Here is a 19,397-nt window from a genome sequence, read left to right on the forward strand (position 1 = left end):
CCGTCATTTTATTGATCGATCAACTGAATCGATTGATATTCAACCACAAAACGTTCCATCTTCATCCGTCATCCGACTGCCGGACGAATTCTAAAAAAGCTTCATAATTCCGGATGTAATCCGCTTCCTCGTAATAATCGCTGGCCGCCACCAACAATACGCAACCGCTGGAAAAGCTGTGCATCGTATGCCAGAGGCCGGGACCGATATAAATACCGATATGATCACGCCACATCAAAATGTCCTGTTTCGCCACTCCGTCATCCAGTGACAGAATAAAGCTGCCATTGATGCAGAAAATCGCCTGCTGCAATTGACGGTGCGCATGTTTGCCCCGGATGCTGGAACCATTTTCCAACTGATTGATATAATAAACCCGCCGGATGTCGAACGGCAGATCACGCCGCCCTTCGATGATCGACAAAGCGCCATCGCGTTCATCGACTATCCGTTTCAATTCGATCCGTCCACTGTGACGGACTTTGAGGCCAATTTGATCCATTTTACCGGTTATTTTTCCGTTATTTTTCCGTCATTTCCATATTTTTCAACTTCCAATAAGCCTCATTCATAATCCGATGGACACGTTCCGCCAGCGCTTTGCGGTCTTCATTCGGCTGCGGCTGAATCAATGGCAGAATATGAACATCGATATCGATCCGACGATATCCCAGGACCCGCCAGACATGCGGCATCAATTCATCATTGCCGTACCAGCACAACGATTTGCCGTCCGAAGTCGGCCGATAAAGTGTCAATATCGGCAGAATCGGAAATTTGCTGCGGCTGACGGCCTCGAATGGCGTCGACTTGAACGGCAACAGCCCATGTTCGCCATCGGTGCTGGTTCCTTCCGGATAAACCAGCAATGGAATTCCATGTTCCATCGTCGCCCGGAAGCTCTCCACTGCTTCCCGTGATTTCTGACGGGAGCTGCGATCAATCCAGATCGGTCGGCTGATCCCGAGATACCAGCCCAGGAAGGGCCACGATCTGATCTCCTTCTTCGGCGCAAAACGAATCGGAAACAACGAAGCATGCGTCAAAATATCCAGATAACCGCAATGGTTGGAAACGATCAATCCGCCCTGAAAATGACTGAAATCTCCGAAAACACGAATGTTCAAATGAAAACACCAGGCTAAACCGCGCCCCCAGGTCCGAGTGACGAAAGAAACTCTTTTGATCGCTTTCCAACCACCCAGATGGACAAAAAAAGCATAGACGCCGACGATCGGCAGCCAACTGAAAGCCAAAGATATTCGCCAAAGTTTTCGAAAAAAGAGCACCCGTTCCCTCCTCAGATTGGATGACCGTTATTGTTTCACACCCGATAGTGACGGGTATATTTCTCCGGCAAAGTGCGAAATTCCATGACGACGAAAAAATCAATCGAGCCGAATTCATGATCCAGAACCGGCTCCCCGCAAATTTTTGCGCCGAGGCGAATGTAACCTTTGAACAAAGGCGGAATAAATTTGATCAATTCGGAATCCGACAGCTCTCCGTCGGACATCGGCAGAACAAAACGCTGATGCGGCAGCGCCGAAAGCAATTCCGAAACGCCATAACGCTGTTTCAGATAATGATACAAGCCCCAGCCGACTTTGCTGTCGGTCGTTTCCAAACTGACGCAACCGATCAGATATTGAGCATCGGTGCGCCGCTTGATTTCGGCGATGCCGGCCCACAAAAGGCTGACGACGGCGCCGGTGCGGTATTCGGCCGCCACACAGGAACGTCCCATTTCGATGACGTCATCGGCTATCTTTTCCAGACCCCGGATCGTATATTCCCGTTCCGAATAAAAACCAATGCCTTTTCGCGCCACCATGCCCGGATGCATCCGGTAGGTGCCGACGATGGCCTGGCTTTCCTTATCGATGACGATCAAATGCAAACAATATTCATCATATTCGTCGACATCGATGCTTCCGACGCCGTTGCAACTTTCCAAGCGTCCCTGTTCCCGCCGAAAAACTTCATAGCGAAGCTGTTGTGCCTGCTCAATCTCCTGCCGGTTATCTGCCAGCTTGATGATAAAATTGTCACTTTCAGCCAATAGGGACGGTCTGATGATCGCTGACAGTTTGTCCCGGAAGTTACTGATACCCATCCTTCAAAAAAATCCCCTTAATTGATCATAATCACACACAGCGCCGATATAATAACCGATGTTTGCTCAATATTCCAATCGTGATATCTTTTTTGCCTGTTTTTTTCCGTTTTAACTAACGACTGGACGTTTTTCCAGAAAATCGGCAATGCGGGACAGCGCTGTATTGATATCGGTCATCGAAGCGGCATAAGAACAGCGCACGAATCCTTCGCCGCAGGCGCCGAAAGCGTTGCCCGGCACCACCGCAACCCGTTCGCTCTTCAACAATTCACTGGCAAAGTCATGCGATTTCAAACCGCTTGATGCAATGCTCGGAAACACATAAAAAGCCCCTTTCGGCAACAAGCACCGCAAGCCGATCTCATTGAACTTCGCAGTGATCAGATTCCGCCGTTCCATATAGCTTTCCCGCATCCGCTCCATCTCGCCGCGGCCATTGCGCAACGCCTCCAACGCCGCTTCCTGGGAAGTGATCGACGCACACATCATCGAATATTGATGAATTTTCATCATCGCGTCAATAATATCCTTCGGCCCGCAGGCATAACCAATCCGGAAACCGGTCATCGCAAACGCTTTGGAAAAACCGTGCAGAAAGATGGTCCGATCCGCCATACCGGGCATCGAAGCAATACTCGGCAAACGCTTCTCATAGGTCAATTCCGAATAAATTTCATCGGTAATCAAAATCAAATCATTGGCGATGACCAACGCGCAGATTTCCTTCATCTGTTCGTAATTCAACGTCGCCCCGGTCGGATTGCAGGGAAAATTGATCAGCAACGCCTTGGTTTTCGGCGTAATTTTATCTTTCAAATCGGCCGGATTCAGTGCGAAACCATTCTTTTCGTAAGTTTCCAGCACCACCGGCACTCCATGCGCCATCCGGATTTCCGCCGGATAGGAAACGAAACACGGTTCGGTATAGATAATTTCATCACCGGGATTGATGATCGCCCGCATCGCCAGATCCAGCGCCTCACTGACGCCAACCGTCACCAGGCATTGCGTCGCCGGATCGTATTCAATGCCGTAATCATTGGCCACATAATTGCAAATTTCCCGGCGCAATGACAACAATCCATAATTGGACGTATAACTGGTATGTCCTTTCTCCAGCGAAAAAATCGCATTTTCCCGCACCGTCCACGGAGTGACGAAATCCGGCTCCCCAACCCCCAGCGACACGACATCCTCGATGGTGGTCACCAAATCGAAAAACTCCCGAATTCCACTTTTCGGCAACACGCCGATATGTTCAGCGATCCGCGATTTACGGACAGACTTGCAATCTTGTATATTCTTCATCATCATCCATGATCCTTCCGGATTCCTTGTATTTCTTCAAAGTAAACGCCGTCGAGGTGGAAAGCACCCCTTCAATGGTAGAAAGTTTCCCGGAGACGAACATCGCAACCTCCTGCAGACTGCGTCCCTTTACCTCCAGCAGCAAGTCATAACCGCCGGAAACCAGGTAAAGATCGATCACCTCCGGGAATTTCGCGATCCGGCGGGCGACTGTATCAAAACCGCCGTCACGCTGCGGCGTCACCCTCACCTCAATCAATGCGCGCACAATGTCGCTATGGTAAATGTTTTCATTGATGATCGCTTTGTACCCTTTGATCACGTCATTTTTTTCCAATTCGGCGATGCAACTACACACTGCTTCATCGGTCATGTTCAAACGCGCAGCGATCTCTTTGGTATCGATTCTGGCGTTCTGCGCCAGCAACTGTATAATTTTTTCCTTCATAGCTTCCTCTCTCATACGACAAACAACGCCTTGATAAAAAAGAATATAATTCCATTGTAAATGAAACTGTCCAGCACATCGAAAATACCGCCCATTCCCGGAATGATCGCTCCGGAATCCTTGACACCGCAAGTCCGCTTCAAAGCCGATTCCGTCAGATCGCCGGCAAAACCGCCGAAAAACAGTACAATTCCCAAAAATAAACTGCCCCACAGCGTCGCCACCAGATTGAAGTTGCCGTAAAAGAACGCCAAACTCACGGCAACCGAACAGAGCAAGCCGCCAATCGTCCCTTCCCATGACTTCTTCGGACTGATCTTCGGAACGATTTTATGATTGCCGTGCGGCAATAATTTACCGCTCAGCATCCCAACGATGTACGCACCGGTATCGCCGGCCTTGGTCACCAGCACCAGATAGATCAATCCGGCGCCGCAGATTCCGCGGCTCCAGTCATCATCGTACAACGCCACCAGCGGCAATACCGGCAAAATGACCAACAGCAGCATCCCCAGCGAATTGATCAACTGCCGGATCGCCGACTTCCGGTTGTCGCGATACAGCAATCCGGCCCAACCGGCCAGAAAAATAAAAAACAATAAAACAAAAGCCGTCACTGAAATCCAGCGATCGAGGTAGTTCATCGCCGTAACCAAAACCAGCAATACCGCCGCCAGGGCAGTCGACTTCTTGAATGAGACAATACCGATCAGCTCCAACAGGCCGCCGACTTCATAAACCAGACCGAAGGCGCCGCCGACCGCCAGAACGGTAAAGATATATTTGCCGCCCTCCCGCCACAAAAAAGCGGCGGCCAGAATTCCCAACAAGCCGACAAAACTGATGATCCGATACTTGAACATCGCTCGCTTATTCCCCCGTCATTTTTTCCGGCCGCCGAACCGGCGTTCCCGCCGCCCAAATGCCGCCACCGCCTCTTTCAATGCCGTCCCGTCAAAATCCGGCCACAAAATATCAGTGGCATACAATTCGGCGTACGACAACTGCCATAATAAAAAATTACTCAACCGCAACTCGCCGCTGGTTCGAATCATCAAATCCGGATCCGGCAATTCCGGATCATACAAAAAACGGCGAAAACACGGTTCATCGATCGATTCCGGCTTCAATTCGCCTCTCGCCACCGCCCGGGCAATCCGCCCGGCCGCATCGACAATTTCCGCCCGGCCGCCATAATTCAGCGCCAGCACCAACGTTCCGCCGGTATTGTCGGCCGTCACCTTCACCGCCTTCAACAAAGCCGCGCGGACTCCCGGCCACAAATCCTCCGTCCGTCCAATCGTTTTCAAACGGACATTTTTTTCCATCATCAGCGGCAGTTTGGCATTCAAACTCTCTTCCAGCAACTCCATCAGCGCCTGGACTTCCAGCGGAGAACGCTTCCAATTCTCAGTGCTGAACGCATACAACGTCAGATACTCAATTCCCAGCTCCGCCACCGTTTCCATCAATTCGAACACCCGCCCGGCGCCGCGCCGATGACCATCCACCCGTTTCAAGCCGTGTCGCTCCGCCCAGCGGCCGTTGCCATCCATGATGATGGCGACATGGCGCGGCATTTTTTCATCTCGTCCCATAAAAATGCTCCTCGACCGCCTGACACAGCATATGATAAATCGGCAGGTGACACTCCTGAATCCGGTAGGTTTCCCGCTCCGGAACCCGAATGACCAGATCGGCCAGAGAAGCGCATCGGCCGCCGTCCGCTCCGGTCAACAACAGCGTCTTAATCGACTTTACTTGGGCCGTCATCATCGCTCTGGCGACATTTTCGGCATTGCCGCTGGTGGAAATGCCGAGCAACAAATCGCCGGCATTGCCGAATACATATAGCTGCTGGGCATAAATATTGTACGGATCCACATCGTTGGCGAACGCCGTCAGTAATCCCGGATGGCCATGCAGCGTCATCGTCGGCAAACCGCATTGCAATCTGGCGGCGACCGCTTCCCCCCGCTCCCCGAACCGCTGCTTGAATTGCCGCCGGTCACTCTCCGGCAAACTGCGCGGTAACAAAAAGCTTTTGAGCAATTCCCCGGCGATGTGCTCAGCATCGGCACAACTGCCGCCGTTGCCGCACAAAAACAACCGGTGCCCGGAAGAAAACGTCTCAACCAATAGAGCAATCGCCGAAATCAATTCTTCCCGGCAACCGGCCAGTTCCGGCCGGCGTTTCATCAATTGTTCAATATGTTCCGAAGCTGTCATCCCCCAGGGCCCTCTTGTATTTTACACGTAACATACCTTACAATAAATTTTGTTTTTTACAAAACCATTTTTGCCATTTCAATGGTTTTCCGTCCTGTCGTTCGTTGGAAGCGCCCGGGTTTTTAACAGGGCGTATTGAAAGAGTAATTTATCTATAGGAAAATTTTCAATATCAATATAGCTTGTTAATAATGTTAATATCCGTAAAAATTGAGCTTGTTTCGAAAATGACAGTCTGTCGATAAAGTCATAAAGAAACCTGCGTATGACAGGTTGAGTAAAAATAATGACATTTTATTAACAGGAAATTAAAAATATCTTTCACAAGCTGCCTGTCAATAAAAAAAGAATTGTTTTTTTTGCAAGCCGGCTTTTATCTGAGAGTGCGGCTATAAAACGTCGTTATGCAAAAGCCGGCGACGAGCAGGGAAAACCTTTCGTTAGTTTTTTTTACGCTCGCACTTTTCCTTGAGGAATTGCCTTTTCCTGCAGCAAGATACCCTTTGGTATCTGAATCAGAGAGTTTTTGCGGGAAATTCGGTATGACGGGAATAAGACGATGATTTGACGGAACTGGCGAAGCGGCGGCAATTACTTTTGGTAACGGCCGCCGGTTGGAATAAAACGCAATTCCCGGCAAATATCCCGCTGGCATTGGGTGTTGATTTTGGTGATCAATACTTTTTTCAATGCGTTGAATTCCCGCAGCCAGACCGGATGAGTTACTTCAATGGTGACGACGGTTTTTTTCAAGCCGACGAAATTGGAGACGGCGGCCAGTTGTTTGCCGACCAGCTGCGGCCAGAGGACAGCCAGGTTCATCGCGTCACGGCTTTCCTGCGGCAGCAGTTGGGCGACCAGCTGTTCGGCGACTTCTCCGAGTTCCCGGGGCGGCGGGCAATGGACGCTCATTTCCCGGCTGGCTCGTTCGTCGCCATACCATTCCCGCAACAAACCGCTGACGATCCGTAATTTTCCTCGTTTGTTGAAAAAAACCATCGGCGTTTCCTGTCCTGACGAAGCGGCTATATGCCGACCCCGAAGAAACGGATCGGCAGCAGAAGGGAGTTCCAGGCCAGTTTGAACGGTGCGATGCCGCCTTGAATGACATTGCTCATACCGTGGCCGAACATGCCGAACGGGACGCCGACGGTACATTGCAGCGCTCCCCACGGCAGCAACAAAATTTCCAGAATATTGCCGCCCATCAGCAACATGCCTTTACCGCCGCTGATCAGGCCGCGAATGACGTACGGCGCGGCGATTTTGGCTGCTTTAATGGCGATCGGCGTCAGAATTGCGATCGTCACCGGGTCGATTGCTTCTGCTTTCGGCTGCGACGGAAAAATACCAAAAATAATCGTAAGCATTAGAGCCGCAATTACTAATCTTTTCATAACCAAATCTTGCTGTTCAGTCAGCCAACCCTTCTGTTATCGTGTGTAAAACAATTAAATATATATGTCGGATTTTGGAAAAACAATATTCGTTCCATAAAAAGCCGTTTTTTATTGTTTTTCCGCCCATTCCAACAATTTTTTGACGAACTTGTCGCGGTCTTTGTAATCGGGAACGCCCATTACCGCCCCGACGAAACGACGTCCATTGCGGGTGCAACTGAAAACGACGTTGTAGCCGGTAAGATTGCTTTTGCCGGTGGCCAGCCCGTCGACGCCCGGTAAACCGCCCGCTACCAGATTGTTGAAATTGGTCATTGTCTGGCGGGCCGGATTGTTTTCCGCCCGGAAATAGTCCCGTTTGGTTCCGGTCCACTCCAGCAATTGCGGATATTTCAGCAGTTGGGCCGCCAGGACAGCCAGGTCCGCGGCGGTGCTGACACTCTCTTTGCCGGATACCGGCAGGCCGTGAGAGTTGAGGAATTTCGTATTGACCATCTTCAAATCTTCCGCCCGGAAATTCATTTTTTCGACGAATTTTTCTTCGTCGCCGTCCGTCTGGCTGCAGGCGATCAGATAAGTGGAATCGTTGGCGCCGCGGATTGCCGCGCTTTTGATCAGGTCACGGAGCGGAAAGCTTTCGCCGACTTTGAGGTAAACTTTAGTGCCGCCGATTTGAGTGGCGGCACTGGTGACGCCGATGGTATCGTCCAGCGTCAGCGAACCGCCGTCGATCGCTTCAAAGGTCAGCAACAGGGTCATCAATCTGGCGATCGGCCCGATCGGGACCGGTTGATCGGCCGCTTTTTCCCACAGAACCCGGCGGTTGCCGATTTCCAGCAGGATGCCGGACTGCACCTGCTTGCTTTCATACCAGTTGTTTAAGTCGCCCTTGACCGCTTTGGTGTAATCCAGCGGCAACGGTAAGATACCGGGCGGACCCGGAGTATGCGGCGTCTTCGTTTCGGTTTCCCGGCCAGCCTGGCCGGCATCGGCAGGCAGTTGCTCCACCGGTATCCGGCTGTTGCAACTGACAAAAATCACCAGGACGATCAAATGAATGCCCAGAACTGCCGCCAGGACGATTCCGAATGTACGCCAGGCGGGGGTGGCGGCCAGGCGTTCCAACAGTTTGTTCATCGAATTACTACTCCTCAGGAAAAAAGACTAAATACTGTTTCGATTGCGTCTCAATTTGCGCAATTCTTTTTGTTTCCGATACTGGATGACCAGAAATTTGACAACGTAATAGACTATCGGCGTCAATATCAGCGCCAGCAGAATACCGCCGGTGAAAAAGGACGCGATCACTTCGCCGCTCAATTTCAGCAGCGCCGGATAATTTTTATGGCGAATCAGATCATCCAGCGCCGCTTCCACCGCTTGATAAGTCAGGTTTCCGCCGATCAACTTATTGCCGATCCAGCATTGTGCCGGATAAATGAACCAGATCGTCAGCGGATTGGTGTGAAACGTACCGAGCGTCGCGCCGATTTTGGAGCCCTTCAGCAAAAAAGACAGTGGAATCGACACCAGCAATTGTCCGCCGAGCGGAATGATTGATCCAACCGCCGCGCCCAGTGCCCAGCCGCGGGCAATATATTCCGGAGTGCCGCGATCCATGACGACTTTATAATAATAATGCCTGAAGTATTTTTTTAAAGCGGGTTTGCGCATAAAAACATTGATTTTTCAAGTTTGCGGAACTGGGGTTTCCGCCTGACGCCTGCGATGGCCGAGCAGCAGCACATCGTTCAATTGCTGCGGCGTTCGGGCTTTGTTCCACCGTTTGTCGAAGCTGCGGCTCTGAATCAATTGGGCGATGGCGGCCAGCGTGCGCAGATGGCGGTTGCGCTGATCCGGTGAGCCGAGCAATACGAAAACGGCTTTGATTTCCGGATATTCGCTGCCGAAAGAGACTCCTTCGGTGCACTTGATCAGGTAAAGCTTGAAAATATTTTTACCCTGTACGGTCAGATGGGGAACGGCGACATCCGGAGTGATGGCGGTGGAGGATTCCTCTTCCCGCTGCTTAAAGCGTTCGGCCAGCTCCGCTTCGTTCAACTGCAGTTTTGGGGCGATCCAACTGCTGAGGCGGTCGAATAGTTCGTTCATCTCAAGTTTTTCCTCGATGATGGCGGCCGGAGCCTGTTCCAGCAGGCAATCGAAATCATCCCGAATCAGACCGTCGCGTTCGCGGATGATATCGCGCAGTTCGCTTTCCAGACCGTGGGAATCAATTCGATTCCGGCTCAATCGTCCGAGCAGGTGCAGCAGGGCAAATTCCAGATTGACTTTCCGCCCGAAAACAAAGTAACATAACAAACCGATGCCGATGATCAGCAAAGACAATTGAATTGCCGTCACCCCCATCGCCAGGATCAGAGCGGCGAAAATCGCCAGATTGAACAGCGGCAGAATCGGATACCACGGCATTCGGAAGGAAGGACGGTAGTTCAGTATTTCACTTTCCCGGAGAATGATGACTGCCAGGTTGGTCAAAACATAGGAGAGCATCACCACGGTCGAAGCGGCGTTGACCAGTTCGTTGACATCCATGAATTGCACGACCGCGACCAGCGCGCCGGTCAACAGGATCGCCGGGATCGGCAGTTGGCGTTTTCCGTACACTTTTCGAAACATTCTCGGGATCAGCTTGTCGCGGCTGAGGGCGAAAGGATAACGGGCCGCCGCCATGATGCCGGCGTTGGCAGTGGTGATGTAGGCCATCAGGGCGCCGATGGTCAATACCCAGAAACCGGTTTTACCGTAATAAATTTTAGCGGCGTCCGCCAGCGGCGTAAAAGATTTGGCAAGCACTTCCGGCTCCATGATGCCGATCAACGTAATCAGAATCAGTCCGTAAAACAGTGTGACGACGATCAGAGCCAGCATCATGCCCCACGGCAAATTCCGCCGCGGATTGCGCACTTCTTCGGAGATGCTGACCACATCGAGCAGGCCGCCGAACGCGACAAAGACGAAAGCCGCCATGATGAAAACATCGCTCCAGCCTTTGTCCTCCAGGAAGAGCGGTGTCAGACGCCCCGGCCGCAGTTCCGGCACGCCGCCGACGATGAAGGCCGCCATGATTCCCAACAGGAAGATGACCATGATCAACTGCATCCAGGCAGCCGCCTGGGTGCCGATCAGGTTGACGCCGACGAAGACCAGAGTCAAACCGACCGCCCACCATTCCGGAATGCCGCCGAACAGTTGATACATCACTTCGCTCATGCCGAAAATGGCGAATGCCGTTTTGAAGGCGATGGCGCACCAGTTCAGCAATCCGGACACCGTGCCGACCATCGGCCCCAGACTGCGTTCGATATAATAGTAGATGCCGCCGGCCAGCGGCATGGCGGTTGCCAGTTCGATGGTGGCCAGCGTCCCCAGAAAAGCGAAAATGCCCGCCAGGATGTAGGCAATGTAGATGGCCGGGCCGATGTGGGAAAACGCCAGGCCTGGAAGTAAGAAAATTCCGGAACTGATCATCGCGCCGGCGGAAATACAAAAGACGTCGATGCCGCCGAGCGGTTTTTGCAATTTGGTTTCTGGCATACTGGAATCTTTCCTGAAGCTATTTCGATAATTGCTTCATTATAAAGCTGAATGATGATTTTGACGGAAAAATGACGGCTTCAGCAAATGGCGGGACCAGCTCTCACCCAACTGCCGCAACAGCGGAAAATGACGGGAAAAAGAGGGAAGAAGGTTGTCCTTTCTTCGTTCGAAACCGGAAGGGCAACGAAGGAATCGACGCCTGGCGGCAGCGAAAGATCATGATTGGTTTGCTTGTCGCCGCATTGGCGCGGCGAAGTCGGTGCGATCAGTTGATTTTGCCGTTGGGAACGGTGCCGCGGATAGAAATGACCGTCGACACAATCGGAAAGGGTTGGGGAAAAAACTTTGTTTCGGCTGCCGTCATCTGCCGCCGGGACGGACATCCAAAAGAATAATGTAATAAAAAGTGGCAGAAAAAAACGCATTCGTCACATCCTGATTTTAAACGCTGATAAGGTATTGCCGGAATCAAAAATTTACAATGTTGAAAAGGCAAAGTATTGAAAAAAAATCAAGATGGTTTACATTTTAGAGGAAGATCGAAATAAAACGTGAATGCTGGTTTGTCTGGAGGAAACGAAATGAAGATTTTGACCGGAAAATGGCCTTTTTACATTTCCGGATTGCTGTTGCCGCTTCTGGCGGTGCTGGGATTGTATCTGTTCGACGACGTACTCGGCATGAGTGATGCGGCCGTGGCTTTTTCCGGGTATTGTTCCGAAGCGATCGAAGAAAAGGCGATCGGCTCTCTGCCGGGATTGGATTGGCAGAACGGCATTTTGATCGGTTTGCTGATCGGAGCGCTGGCCGGCTCGCTCTGTTCGGGAAACTGGAAATTCCAGTTTTTTTTCGATGATCAGAAGGGGTTCGGCGCCAAGTTCGTCAAAACGATTCTTTACAGTTTCATCGGCGGTTTTTTGGTGATGCTCGGCTCCCAGTTGGCCGGAGAAACCCTTTTCGGCCAGTATGCCGCCGCGATCCAGTTGTCGGCCGGGGCCTGGATTTATCTGGTCGTTTTTTTCGTCGTCGCTTTGATTTTGTCACTGCTTTTTGAACAACATTCCGGTTCGGCGGAAAAGTAGGGGGAGAAAAAAATGTTTGCCAACGCACCGTTAGCATTGTCCGGGGATGCCAGACTGGGAGCCGCCATCCTGTTCGGCATCGTTCTCGGATTTGTTTTGATCAAGTCGGATCTCATCTGGCGCAAAAGCTGCCTTGATTTGATCAAATTGCGCAGTCCGCGGCTGTTGAAGACCATTTTGCTGGCGATTGCCGCCGGAGTGATTCTGTTTTACTTTGCCCATCAGTTCGGCTGGGTCGGCGAGCATGTCCGTCCCGGTTATTTCTGGGGCGCCTTGATCGGCGGTGCGGTCAGCGGCATTGGTTTCGCGCTGTGCGCGATGACGCCGGTTACTTCTCTGGCCAATCTGGCGGCCGGCCGGCTTTACGCGGTCTGGGCCTTGATTGGCATGTTGCTGGCCATTCCGGTCGTCAGCATTCTGGAACACTTTTTTTCTGCCGCTTTCGACCGGTCGCAGCCGCTGGCTTCGACCGCCGTTCCGGATACTTTTTTGTCCATTGGCAATCCGGTGCTCTGGGTGGCCGGTATTGCGGTCATTTTGCTGGTATTGGTGCATTTCTGCTTGCGAACCGACAGCGAAGAATGACTTTGGCGTTGCCAAAAGGCCGGGCCCGTCACCTGCAGCTCGGCCGGCGCGGAGAACGATTGGCGGCAAAGCTGCTGACCGTCAAAGGGCTGGAATTGTTGACCCGCAACTGGCGCTGCCGCAGCGGAGAACTGGACTTGGTGATGCGGGATGGCATGACGCTGGTATTCGTCGAAGTAAAAACCCGGCGGCACCGCGGCAATCGGCGGCCGGCCGCCAATCTCTCCAGCCGTCAACGGCAGCGCAATTTCCGTGCCGGTGAACTTTATTTTCGCCGGATCGGTCAGCCGAATCTAGTTTATCGTTTTGATTTGGTGGAGGTTGTCCTTGATCGCCGTCGTTTGGTCGACATCCGTCACTGGCCGAATTACTGGTCAAGTCAATTTGCCGTCATTAAATGAAAATGACGGATAAATCCGTCAAAATTGCTCAAAAATGATGTTCTGTCCGTTTGATTACCTCCAGTTGCAGTTGGGGTGAAAGACGGTTGAAATATTCGGAAAAACCGCCGATGCGGACGATCAGATTCGGAAAATTCTCCGGTTCCTGGCGGGCTTTTTCCAGCAATTCCGGATTGGAAATGGTCGGTTGCACCTGCAGGCCGCCCATTTGGAAATAGCTGTTCAACAATGCCTGCAACCGCGTTCTGGTTTCCGCCGATTGAAAAAGCGCCTGATTGAGGCGGAGGTTCAACACCGGTGTGCCGATCGCCCGCCGCTGATTCATCCGGGCTGCCGATTTCAACAGGGCGGTCGGTCCGTTCAGATCGGTTCCCTGGGTGGCGCCGAAGGAATCGGCCAGCGCTTCGCCGGCCAGGCGGCCGTCCGGCGTCGCTCCGATGTCGTCGCCGCAGGCTCCATAGATGGTGAACAGGATGACGGCCGGCAGAAAAAGATGCTTCGGCGTGGAAAATGCGGCGACCGCGGAAAAAATTTCCTCCATCATTTGTCCGGCAATCGAATCGACTGCCGGATTGTCATTGCCGTATTTCGGCAAATTGCGCAGCTCATGCAGCAAAGATTCATAACCCTGAAAGTCGGCGGCCAATGCTGCCGCCAGCGTCGAAACAGAGACCGAAAGTTTTCCGGCGAAGGCCTCTTTTACCGCGTAAACCGCATTGATCAGATTGGTCAGGCCGACGACGTTGATGACGCTGCAATAATAACGGGCGCCTCCGGCGTTGAACTCCCGGCCGCGCTCGATGCAATCGTCGAAAAACAGCGTCCGGACCGGATTCGGCAGCAAAAGAGCGGCCGCATCACGATTCCGCTTCACACACCGAATCATCAGGGCAATTTGCCGGCGGATATTGGCCAGCAACGCGGCATGGAAGGCGTCGAAATCGGCGAATTGCAATCCGGTCGTTTCCAGAATGCGCAATACGTGAATGCCGGCATCGATCGATTTGGTGTTCGACTTTCCCTGGATCATCAGCTCGGTACAGCCGCCGAAACAGAACTGTCCGGTGTCTTCCCGGGAAAATAGCTTCGTTTCGGCCAGATATTGCTCATAATTGTCTTTGGCATAAAGGCAGGGGCTTGGATTGCCGGCGCCCCAGTTTTCGAAGATGGCGTCCCAAACCGGTTGCGGCGTATGTTTATCGATCAAAATTCCGGAGTTCGGCCGGCGGAAATCGCGTTGCGCCCGAATGGCCGGAACACACAGCGAACTGCGCGGGTCAAGCAACACGTGCCAGCCGTCGTTGAGATCATAATTGCGCCACATTTCCCGGCATAAAGCGGTGATTTCTTCTTCGCTTTCCGTCTGCCGGTAGCAATCGAGAACGGCGTCGAGACGCCCTCCCGAATCGCAGCCGTCGAAATACCAGAAAAAGTTGTAGGCGAAGACCGCTTCATAAAAAGTACGGGCTCCGAATTCCGGCACCCGTTCCAGCGTTTTGATCAATGGCTCCGGTGCCAGCGGCCGCAGGAAAGCAAGGCAGCGTTTCAGATAAGCGATCATCGCTTGCAGCAGTTCGCGTAGCGCTCCGTAGAATTCCGGATTCCGGGGTAAATTCTCTTCAACCCGCTGCAGAATGCCGGTGAGCCCTTCCCGGATGAGACGCTCGTAATGGACGACGCCATGCGTCCAGCCGCGGCCGCCGAGCGCGAATTGCGGCGGAATGTCGCTTTCCCGCAGGAAGGCAAGTTCTTCGGTCGCTTTCAAAAGCTGATTGCCGCGGAAACGTTGATCGGCGTTTTGGCCGTGCAACAATTCCGCGGCTTTTTGCCGCAGACGGTCGGCGTCGAGCCGCATTCCGAAGGAGTAATCGAAACAAACCAGCAACCGGTTTTCGGGATTCCAAAGGTTGCCGGCGCCGGACGGATAGAGTTTGCCGCCTTCATAAGGAAGCAGCGGCACATTTTCCAGCGTGCGGACCAGGCCGCGGACGTTGCGTTCCAGATAGGCGGCGTTTTCATTCTCGAAAAAACCGGCAGCGAAAAATTCTCCCATCGCCCGGAAAACATCGGCTCGATTCATGATGAAAGACTCCTCATATTGTTGACCGTTCGTTTTTTTCTTCCGGTAAAAATTATTTATATATAGAATTTTGTTTTATATATAATCATATATGGGAAAAGCCGGAAAAGCAAATCCACGAACGTAAAAACCGTTGAAATATCCGTTGAAATGATAAAATCAGGTTCCGCCGGCCCAATTGATCTATTTTTCGCTGAAAATTTGAACCGCCGGCAATCGGTGCTACTTTATCGGAATTATCTTGATCGGAAAGAACAGTGTTATGACGATGGCGGAAACGATGGAGCTGACTTCGCTGAACAACCGGCGGATCTGGCGATTGACCTGGCCGGTGCTGGTCAGCTTGTTGATGCAGCATCTGGTCGGCATGACCGATACGGCATTTCTCGGCCGGGTCGGCGAAGTGGAACTCGGAGCGGCGGCGCTGGGCAGCATTTATTTCCTGGCTGTTTATATGGTCGGGTTCGGTTTCAGCGTCGGCGCCCAGATCATCATGGCGAGACGGAACGGCGAGGGGAATTTTGCCGGAATCGGCCGGATTTTCTTCTGCTGTTGTCAATTCATGGTCGTTCTGGCGGCGCTGTTGTTTCTGTTGTCCCGCTTTTTGACGCCGTTGATTTTGCGGTCAGTCATCACTTCCGAGGCGGTTTATACTGAAACGATCCGTTATCTTGATTGGCGGACCCTGGGATTTTTCGTCGTTTTTCAGGCGGTGATGTTCCGGGCTTTTTTCGTGGCGGTGACCGATACGAAGGTATTGACGCTGAGTTCCGTCGTGATGTTGTTGACCAACACAGCGCTGAATTACGTGTTGATCTTCGGCAAGTGCGGCCTGCCGGCGCTGGGTGTCGCCGGCGCGGCGGTCGCTTCGGTGATCGCGGAAGGCGCCGGGGTGATCTTTTTTATCGTTTATATCAAGTGGCGGGTGGACGCGGTCAAATATGCGTTGAACTCCGTGGGCCGGTTCAGTTGGAAACTGCTGGGCGAAATCATGAATACTTCGATCTGGACGATGCTGCAGCTTTTCATCGCGGTCGGCATCTGGTTCTGGTTTTTCCTGGCGGTCGAGCATCTCGGCGAGCAGTCGCTGGCGGTCGGAAACATCATCCGCAGCGTTTCGAGCATTTCCTTCATGATATTGAGCGCTTTTGCGACGGTGACCAGTTCGCTGGTCAGCAATCTGATCGGCGCCGGGCACTCCGATCAGGTGATCAAGCTGGTGCGCCGAATGGTGATGCTGGCATTTGTCGGCACCGGCATTTCGCTGCTGCTTTTCTGCCTCTTTCCGGTACCGGTTTTGCGAATTTTTACCGACAGCGAGGTTCTGATCGAAGCGACCCGGGCGACCACGTACGCGATCGTGATCAATACCTTGATTCAAACTGCGGCCTATATCCTGTTCAATGCGGTCACCGGCACCGGCAATACCCGGGTGGCGCTGCTGATTGAACTGGTGGCGACGGCGGTCTACGCTGCTGCGATTTATCAGGTGGTCACGGTCTGGCGCTCGAACATGGCTTGGTGCTGGCTTTGCGATTCCAGTTATGCGTTGACCGTCGGCGTCATATCATTCCTCTACCTGTGGAGCGGCAGGTGGAAAAATCGCCGGGTCTGAAGACGGCAGCACCGCCAGCATTTTCGTCTGCAAATCACGGTAGCGCTCCGGCAGCCAGGCGGGATCCGAGGCTTTCTCCGCCGGCAGCGGATGGATCCGGAAATCGTACGGTGCGATCAACAGTTGGATGGCGGACAGATCGACGTGAGCCGCCAGCATGAAAATTTCTTCGATATCCGGATTGTCGACGGCGATGCAGCCGATCGAACCGCCGCGTCCGTGCAGCATGATTGCCGATCCCAGCCGGCTGGGATCGCGCCTGTCCCGCTCGGCGACGGAATAGCGGAAAAACGGCCGACCGAAAAACGATAGACGTGACGCAGCCAGGATTCCGGCAGAAGAACGACCAGAAGAACTGCGGCGATTGCCAGAGTGAGGAGATACCGGCTCCAACGATTGTCAACGAAGCGTTTCAACTGCGGCGATGTGATTGAAAAATAAAAAAATGGCAGCCCCGTAAGGATTCGAACCTCAACAAAATGAACCAGAATCACTTGTGCTACCGTTACACCACGGGGCTGCATGAAAATTGGAGGCGTGGACCGGAATTGAACCGGTTTATAAGGTTTTGCAGACCTCCGCCTAACCTTTCGGCCACCACGCCCTGTTAACGTCTTTTACATTAGCCCGTTTTTTTATTTTGTCTAATCGGCAACGGAAAAAAAACGGAAAATGTTCAGAAATTCCAGCTATATTCTTCTTCCGGTTCTCCCTTGACTTCCAGCGGCAAATCATGGGAGACGAACGGAATCAGCAGGATTACCCAATTGGTGTAATGTGCCCGGGAGTTGACGCCGCGGATCACTTCCAATGGATGGCGGTCCGGAGTCAGAATATTGAAGGAAAAACGACCGAACGCATAACGGGTCTGCCGCAGGAAAAGCGGAATCTCCGGAATGGCGAAAGTCAAGTCGGTATAGGGAACCGGAATCGGCAGGCTTGGCGTACCCAGCAGAATTTTTTTCTGGTCGGTTGCCAGCACTCCGCTGGTCGGCTGAATGATCAATTCGGCATCCTCGGTTTGCCGGGTGACGATCAGACCGTCCTCCGCCAGCCGCAACTCCAGGTAGCCCTGCAGATAAGCCTTGTCGGTCTGCGGCTCGAGGTAGCCGTAATCCAGAAAGACTTTTTTTCCGGCATATTGACGAAATTTACTCTTTTCCATGCCGCGTTCGACCACGGCCGAGATCAATTGCTGCTCCACCGCGGAGCGACTGGTATTGGTTACCCACGGCGATGAACAACCCGCCGCCGTCAACAAAATAAGAACCAATGGAATTTTCCAGAATTTCGGCATCGTTATTTCTCCTGATTTTCTCCAAACTATTATAAAAATAACACGATTTCAGCGATTACGCAAATTTTTTTTATCGACCGCAACCGGCTGACGACGGAATTTCCGGGGCGGCCGGCGGTTCATTCGGAAAGAAGATAGGGGGTTTTCCAAAGAAAAATAAAAATTTTGACAAAAAAAGATTGGTCCAGTATTGACTTTTGTCATTTTTTTTGGTATAATTCCAATATAGGCCATGAAGGATGTCGTCAACGCGAATCCATCGGGAGCCGGAACCGCATAAGCGGTCCATTTTAAAATAATTTTATATATTCCGGTAAAATATCGTCTTCGGCGATGGGATGGAAATGGAATGGTTTGATAAAAATTGATCCAATTAGAGCCATTCTTGGTGGAAAAGAAAAATTTTCAGAAAGGAGCGCAAAACAGGCAAGAAATTTTCAGGACGAATTTTAAAAAACATCCAATCCAACCAAGGAGAAAAAAAGATGAAACGAAAGAATTTTACATTGATTGAATTGCTCGTAGTTATCGCGATCATTGCCATTTTGGCCAGTATGCTGCTGCCGGCGTTGACCAAAGCCAAAGAATCCGCCATGGCCATCAAATGCCTCAGCAATCTGAAGCAGATGGGGGTTGGCAGCATTATGTACGGCCTGGATAACAACGACTTCGCCATGCCGGTCGTGCCGCCGTATGTCTCCAAATTGAATGAGAATACCAATCTTTATAACGGCATGTTCTGCGACGCTTTCGTTGCCGATTACGGGATGAGCGAGGATTTGTTTTTCTGTCCGTCGGATTCCAATGCCAATTACGCCTGGGAAGGGGACTGGATTTTTCACGCCGATATTTCCTACGGAATCAGCTTTTATACCTTCGGTTACCATGAAACTTACGGCGATTCGGCATTCGTCAAATTCACGACGGTAGCCAATGAAGCCAAAGGCAACAATCCGCCGATGATCTCGGACATCTGGGGAGTCAATTCCGGCCGCAGCGGCACCAATGGATACGGCATGATGAATACCTTCGCCGCCAAAAACGGCGCCGCCAGCGATTTTGCCGACGGTTTTTATCCGCCGGCCACCCGTCACCGGAACAACACCTTCAACGCGGTGATGATGGACGGCAGCGCCACCGGCATTACCGGCAAGACGGCGATCACCGATCGTGAGCGGCTGATGCGTCCGGGACAGTACGGGCGCAATGTATGGCATTTCGACGACGCAATATGAAAGCAACCGGACCGGATACGGTTCCGGAATCGATGAT

General features: G+C 52.2%; 22 protein-coding genes and 2 tRNA genes. 5 read left to right on the forward strand and 19 right to left on the reverse strand.

Annotated features, from left to right (window positions below):
- Positions 1–61 precede the first annotated feature (61 nt).
- The 14 genes from HWX74_RS06710 to HWX74_RS06775 all read right to left on the reverse strand — a co-directional run bounded on the left by HWX74_RS06710 (position 62) and on the right by HWX74_RS06775 (position 11,490).
- A complete protein-coding gene (locus HWX74_RS06710) occupies positions 62–502 on the reverse strand; it encodes an FdtA/QdtA family cupin domain-containing protein (RefSeq protein ID WP_176012813.1) in 441 nt (146 codons plus the stop codon).
- 19 nt (positions 503–521) lie between these two features.
- On the reverse strand, positions 522–1,256 hold the full coding sequence (locus HWX74_RS06715) for a 1-acyl-sn-glycerol-3-phosphate acyltransferase (protein WP_176012814.1): 735 nt from the start codon (positions 1,254–1,256) through the stop codon (positions 522–524).
- 68 nt (positions 1,257–1,324) lie between these two features.
- Complete coding sequence (locus HWX74_RS06720) at positions 1,325–2,116, reverse strand: GNAT family N-acetyltransferase (RefSeq protein WP_176012815.1); 792 nt, start codon at positions 2,114–2,116, stop codon at positions 1,325–1,327.
- A 111-nt stretch (positions 2,117–2,227) separates the two neighbouring features.
- On the reverse strand, positions 2,228–3,433 hold the full coding sequence (locus tag HWX74_RS06725) for an aminotransferase class I/II-fold pyridoxal phosphate-dependent enzyme (RefSeq protein ID WP_254872304.1): 1,206 nt from the start codon (positions 3,431–3,433) through the stop codon (positions 2,228–2,230).
- Complete coding sequence (locus tag HWX74_RS06730; RefSeq protein WP_176012816.1) at positions 3,393–3,875, reverse strand: Lrp/AsnC family transcriptional regulator; 483 nt, start codon at positions 3,873–3,875, stop codon at positions 3,393–3,395. The genes HWX74_RS06725 and HWX74_RS06730 overlap by 41 nt, the downstream gene beginning before the upstream one ends.
- 11 nt (positions 3,876–3,886) lie before the next feature.
- Positions 3,887–4,738, reverse strand: coding sequence for a phosphatidate cytidylyltransferase (locus HWX74_RS06735; RefSeq protein ID WP_176012817.1), 852 nt, complete (start codon positions 4,736–4,738; stop codon positions 3,887–3,889).
- Between the two features lie 18 nt (positions 4,739–4,756).
- Positions 4,757–5,473 (reverse strand): polyprenyl diphosphate synthase, encoded by a 717-nt coding sequence (gene uppS / locus HWX74_RS06740; protein WP_176012818.1) that lies wholly within the window; start codon positions 5,471–5,473, stop codon positions 4,757–4,759.
- A complete protein-coding gene (locus HWX74_RS06745) occupies positions 5,460–6,104 on the reverse strand; it encodes an SIS domain-containing protein (RefSeq protein WP_176012819.1) in 645 nt (214 codons plus the stop codon). Before HWX74_RS06745 ends, uppS begins: the two co-directional genes overlap by 14 nt.
- Before the next feature lie 591 nt (positions 6,105–6,695).
- A complete protein-coding gene (locus HWX74_RS06750) occupies positions 6,696–7,103 on the reverse strand; it encodes a DciA family protein (protein WP_176012820.1) in 408 nt (135 codons plus the stop codon).
- Between the two features lie 26 nt (positions 7,104–7,129).
- Positions 7,130–7,501 carry a hypothetical protein gene (locus tag HWX74_RS06755; protein WP_176012821.1) on the reverse strand — a complete coding sequence of 124 codons (372 nt, stop codon included), beginning with the start codon at positions 7,499–7,501 and terminating at the stop codon, positions 7,130–7,132.
- A 111-nt stretch (positions 7,502–7,612) separates the two neighbouring features.
- Positions 7,613–8,641, reverse strand: coding sequence for a D-alanyl-D-alanine carboxypeptidase family protein (locus HWX74_RS06760; RefSeq protein ID WP_176012822.1), 1,029 nt, complete (start codon positions 8,639–8,641; stop codon positions 7,613–7,615).
- Between the two features lie 27 nt (positions 8,642–8,668).
- A complete protein-coding gene (locus HWX74_RS06765; protein WP_303048091.1) occupies positions 8,669–9,178 on the reverse strand; it encodes a DUF2062 domain-containing protein in 510 nt (169 codons plus the stop codon).
- Positions 9,179–9,193: 15 nt separating this feature from the next.
- On the reverse strand, positions 9,194–11,062 hold the full coding sequence (locus HWX74_RS06770) for an amino acid permease (protein WP_176012824.1): 1,869 nt from the start codon (positions 11,060–11,062) through the stop codon (positions 9,194–9,196).
- A gap of 80 nt (positions 11,063–11,142) precedes the next feature.
- Positions 11,143–11,490, reverse strand: a complete 348-nt coding sequence (locus tag HWX74_RS06775) for a hypothetical protein (RefSeq protein WP_176012825.1) — start codon at positions 11,488–11,490, stop codon at positions 11,143–11,145.
- A 156-nt stretch (positions 11,491–11,646) separates the two neighbouring features.
- On the opposite strand from HWX74_RS06775, the gene HWX74_RS06780 reads away from it, so the two are divergent.
- Genes HWX74_RS06780 through HWX74_RS06790 form a run of 3 tightly spaced genes read left to right on the forward strand, consistent with a single transcriptional unit; the run spans position 11,647 to position 13,133 of the window.
- Positions 11,647–12,147, forward strand: coding sequence for a YeeE/YedE thiosulfate transporter family protein (locus HWX74_RS06780; RefSeq protein WP_176012826.1), 501 nt, complete (start codon positions 11,647–11,649; stop codon positions 12,145–12,147).
- 12 nt (positions 12,148–12,159) lie between these two features.
- A complete protein-coding gene (locus HWX74_RS06785; RefSeq protein ID WP_176012827.1) occupies positions 12,160–12,732 on the forward strand; it encodes a YeeE/YedE thiosulfate transporter family protein in 573 nt (190 codons plus the stop codon).
- A gap of 2 nt (positions 12,733–12,734) precedes the next feature.
- On the forward strand, positions 12,735–13,133 hold the full coding sequence (locus HWX74_RS06790) for a YraN family protein (RefSeq protein WP_217704879.1): 399 nt from the start codon (positions 12,735–12,737) through the stop codon (positions 13,131–13,133).
- A gap of 28 nt (positions 13,134–13,161) precedes the next feature.
- Here the strand turns inward: HWX74_RS06790 and HWX74_RS06795 are convergent, their stop codons facing one another.
- Positions 13,162–15,213, reverse strand: a complete 2,052-nt coding sequence (locus HWX74_RS06795) for a pyruvate formate lyase family protein (protein WP_176012829.1) — start codon at positions 15,211–15,213, stop codon at positions 13,162–13,164.
- A 262-nt stretch (positions 15,214–15,475) separates the two neighbouring features.
- Here HWX74_RS06795 and HWX74_RS06800 point away from each other — a divergent pair, with 262 nt between their 5' ends.
- Positions 15,476–16,828: an MATE family efflux transporter gene (locus HWX74_RS06800; protein ID WP_217704880.1), complete on the forward strand. Its 1,353-nt coding sequence runs from the start codon at positions 15,476–15,478 to the stop codon at positions 16,826–16,828.
- Here the strand turns inward: HWX74_RS06800 and HWX74_RS06805 are convergent.
- The 4 genes from HWX74_RS06805 to HWX74_RS06820 form a co-directional block, all read right to left on the reverse strand.
- Positions 16,781–17,056: a hypothetical protein gene (locus HWX74_RS06805; protein WP_176012830.1), complete on the reverse strand. Its 276-nt coding sequence runs from the start codon at positions 17,054–17,056 to the stop codon at positions 16,781–16,783. The two genes, HWX74_RS06800 and HWX74_RS06805, sit on opposite strands and share 48 nt — an antisense overlap.
- Before the next feature lie 218 nt (positions 17,057–17,274).
- Positions 17,275–17,348 (reverse strand) — tRNA-Gln (locus tag HWX74_RS06810).
- A gap of 10 nt (positions 17,349–17,358) precedes the next feature.
- Positions 17,359–17,432, reverse strand: a tRNA-Cys gene (locus HWX74_RS06815).
- Between the two features lie 72 nt (positions 17,433–17,504).
- Complete coding sequence (locus HWX74_RS06820) at positions 17,505–18,125, reverse strand: DUF6655 family protein (RefSeq protein ID WP_176012831.1); 621 nt, start codon at positions 18,123–18,125, stop codon at positions 17,505–17,507.
- A 485-nt stretch (positions 18,126–18,610) separates the two neighbouring features.
- On the opposite strand from HWX74_RS06820, the gene HWX74_RS06825 reads away from it, so the two are divergent.
- Complete coding sequence (locus HWX74_RS06825) at positions 18,611–19,360, forward strand: type II secretion system protein (RefSeq protein ID WP_176012832.1); 750 nt, start codon at positions 18,611–18,613, stop codon at positions 19,358–19,360.
- Positions 19,361–19,397 lie beyond the last annotated feature (37 nt).

The sequence above is a fragment of the Victivallis sp. Marseille-Q1083 genome, assembly GCF_903645315.1.
GTDB lineage: Bacteria > Verrucomicrobiota > Lentisphaeria > Victivallales > Victivallaceae > UMGS1518.

Coding starts and splice junctions, on each gene's coding strand:
- HWX74_RS06710 (WP_176012813.1), bottom strand. CDS start 502: ATGGATCAAATTGGCCTCAAAGTCCGTCACAGTGGACGGATCGAATTG.
- HWX74_RS06720 (WP_176012815.1), bottom strand. CDS start 2,116: ATGGGTATCAGTAACTTCCGGGACAAACTGTCAGCGATCATCAGACCG.
- HWX74_RS06725 (WP_254872304.1), bottom strand. CDS start 3,433: ATGATGATGAAGAATATACAAGATTGCAAGTCTGTCCGTAAATCGCGG.
- HWX74_RS06730 (WP_176012816.1), bottom strand. CDS start 3,875: ATGAAGGAAAAAATTATACAGTTGCTGGCGCAGAACGCCAGAATCGAT.
- HWX74_RS06735 (WP_176012817.1), bottom strand. CDS start 4,738: ATGTTCAAGTATCGGATCATCAGTTTTGTCGGCTTGTTGGGAATTCTG.
- uppS (WP_176012818.1), bottom strand. CDS start 5,473: ATGGGACGAGATGAAAAAATGCCGCGCCATGTCGCCATCATCATGGAT.
- HWX74_RS06745 (WP_176012819.1), bottom strand. CDS start 6,104: ATGACAGCTTCGGAACATATTGAACAATTGATGAAACGCCGGCCGGAA.
- HWX74_RS06750 (WP_176012820.1), bottom strand. CDS start 7,103: ATGGTTTTTTTCAACAAACGAGGAAAATTACGGATCGTCAGCGGTTTG.
- HWX74_RS06755 (WP_176012821.1), bottom strand. CDS start 7,501: ATGAAAAGATTAGTAATTGCGGCTCTAATGCTTACGATTATTTTTGGT.
- HWX74_RS06760 (WP_176012822.1), bottom strand. CDS start 8,641: ATGAACAAACTGTTGGAACGCCTGGCCGCCACCCCCGCCTGGCGTACA.
- HWX74_RS06765 (WP_303048091.1), bottom strand. CDS start 9,178: ATGCGCAAACCCGCTTTAAAAAAATACTTCAGGCATTATTATTATAAA.
- HWX74_RS06770 (WP_176012824.1), bottom strand. CDS start 11,062: ATGCCAGAAACCAAATTGCAAAAACCGCTCGGCGGCATCGACGTCTTT.
- HWX74_RS06775 (WP_176012825.1), bottom strand. CDS start 11,490: ATGCGTTTTTTTCTGCCACTTTTTATTACATTATTCTTTTGGATGTCC.
- HWX74_RS06780 (WP_176012826.1), top strand. CDS start 11,647: ATGAAGATTTTGACCGGAAAATGGCCTTTTTACATTTCCGGATTGCTG.
- HWX74_RS06785 (WP_176012827.1), top strand. CDS start 12,160: ATGTTTGCCAACGCACCGTTAGCATTGTCCGGGGATGCCAGACTGGGA.
- HWX74_RS06795 (WP_176012829.1), bottom strand. CDS start 15,213: ATGAATCGAGCCGATGTTTTCCGGGCGATGGGAGAATTTTTCGCTGCC.
- HWX74_RS06800 (WP_217704880.1), top strand. CDS start 15,476: ATGACGATGGCGGAAACGATGGAGCTGACTTCGCTGAACAACCGGCGG.
- HWX74_RS06805 (WP_176012830.1), bottom strand. CDS start 17,056: ATGCTGCACGGACGCGGCGGTTCGATCGGCTGCATCGCCGTCGACAAT.
- HWX74_RS06820 (WP_176012831.1), bottom strand. CDS start 18,125: ATGCCGAAATTCTGGAAAATTCCATTGGTTCTTATTTTGTTGACGGCG.
- HWX74_RS06825 (WP_176012832.1), top strand. CDS start 18,611: ATGAAACGAAAGAATTTTACATTGATTGAATTGCTCGTAGTTATCGCG.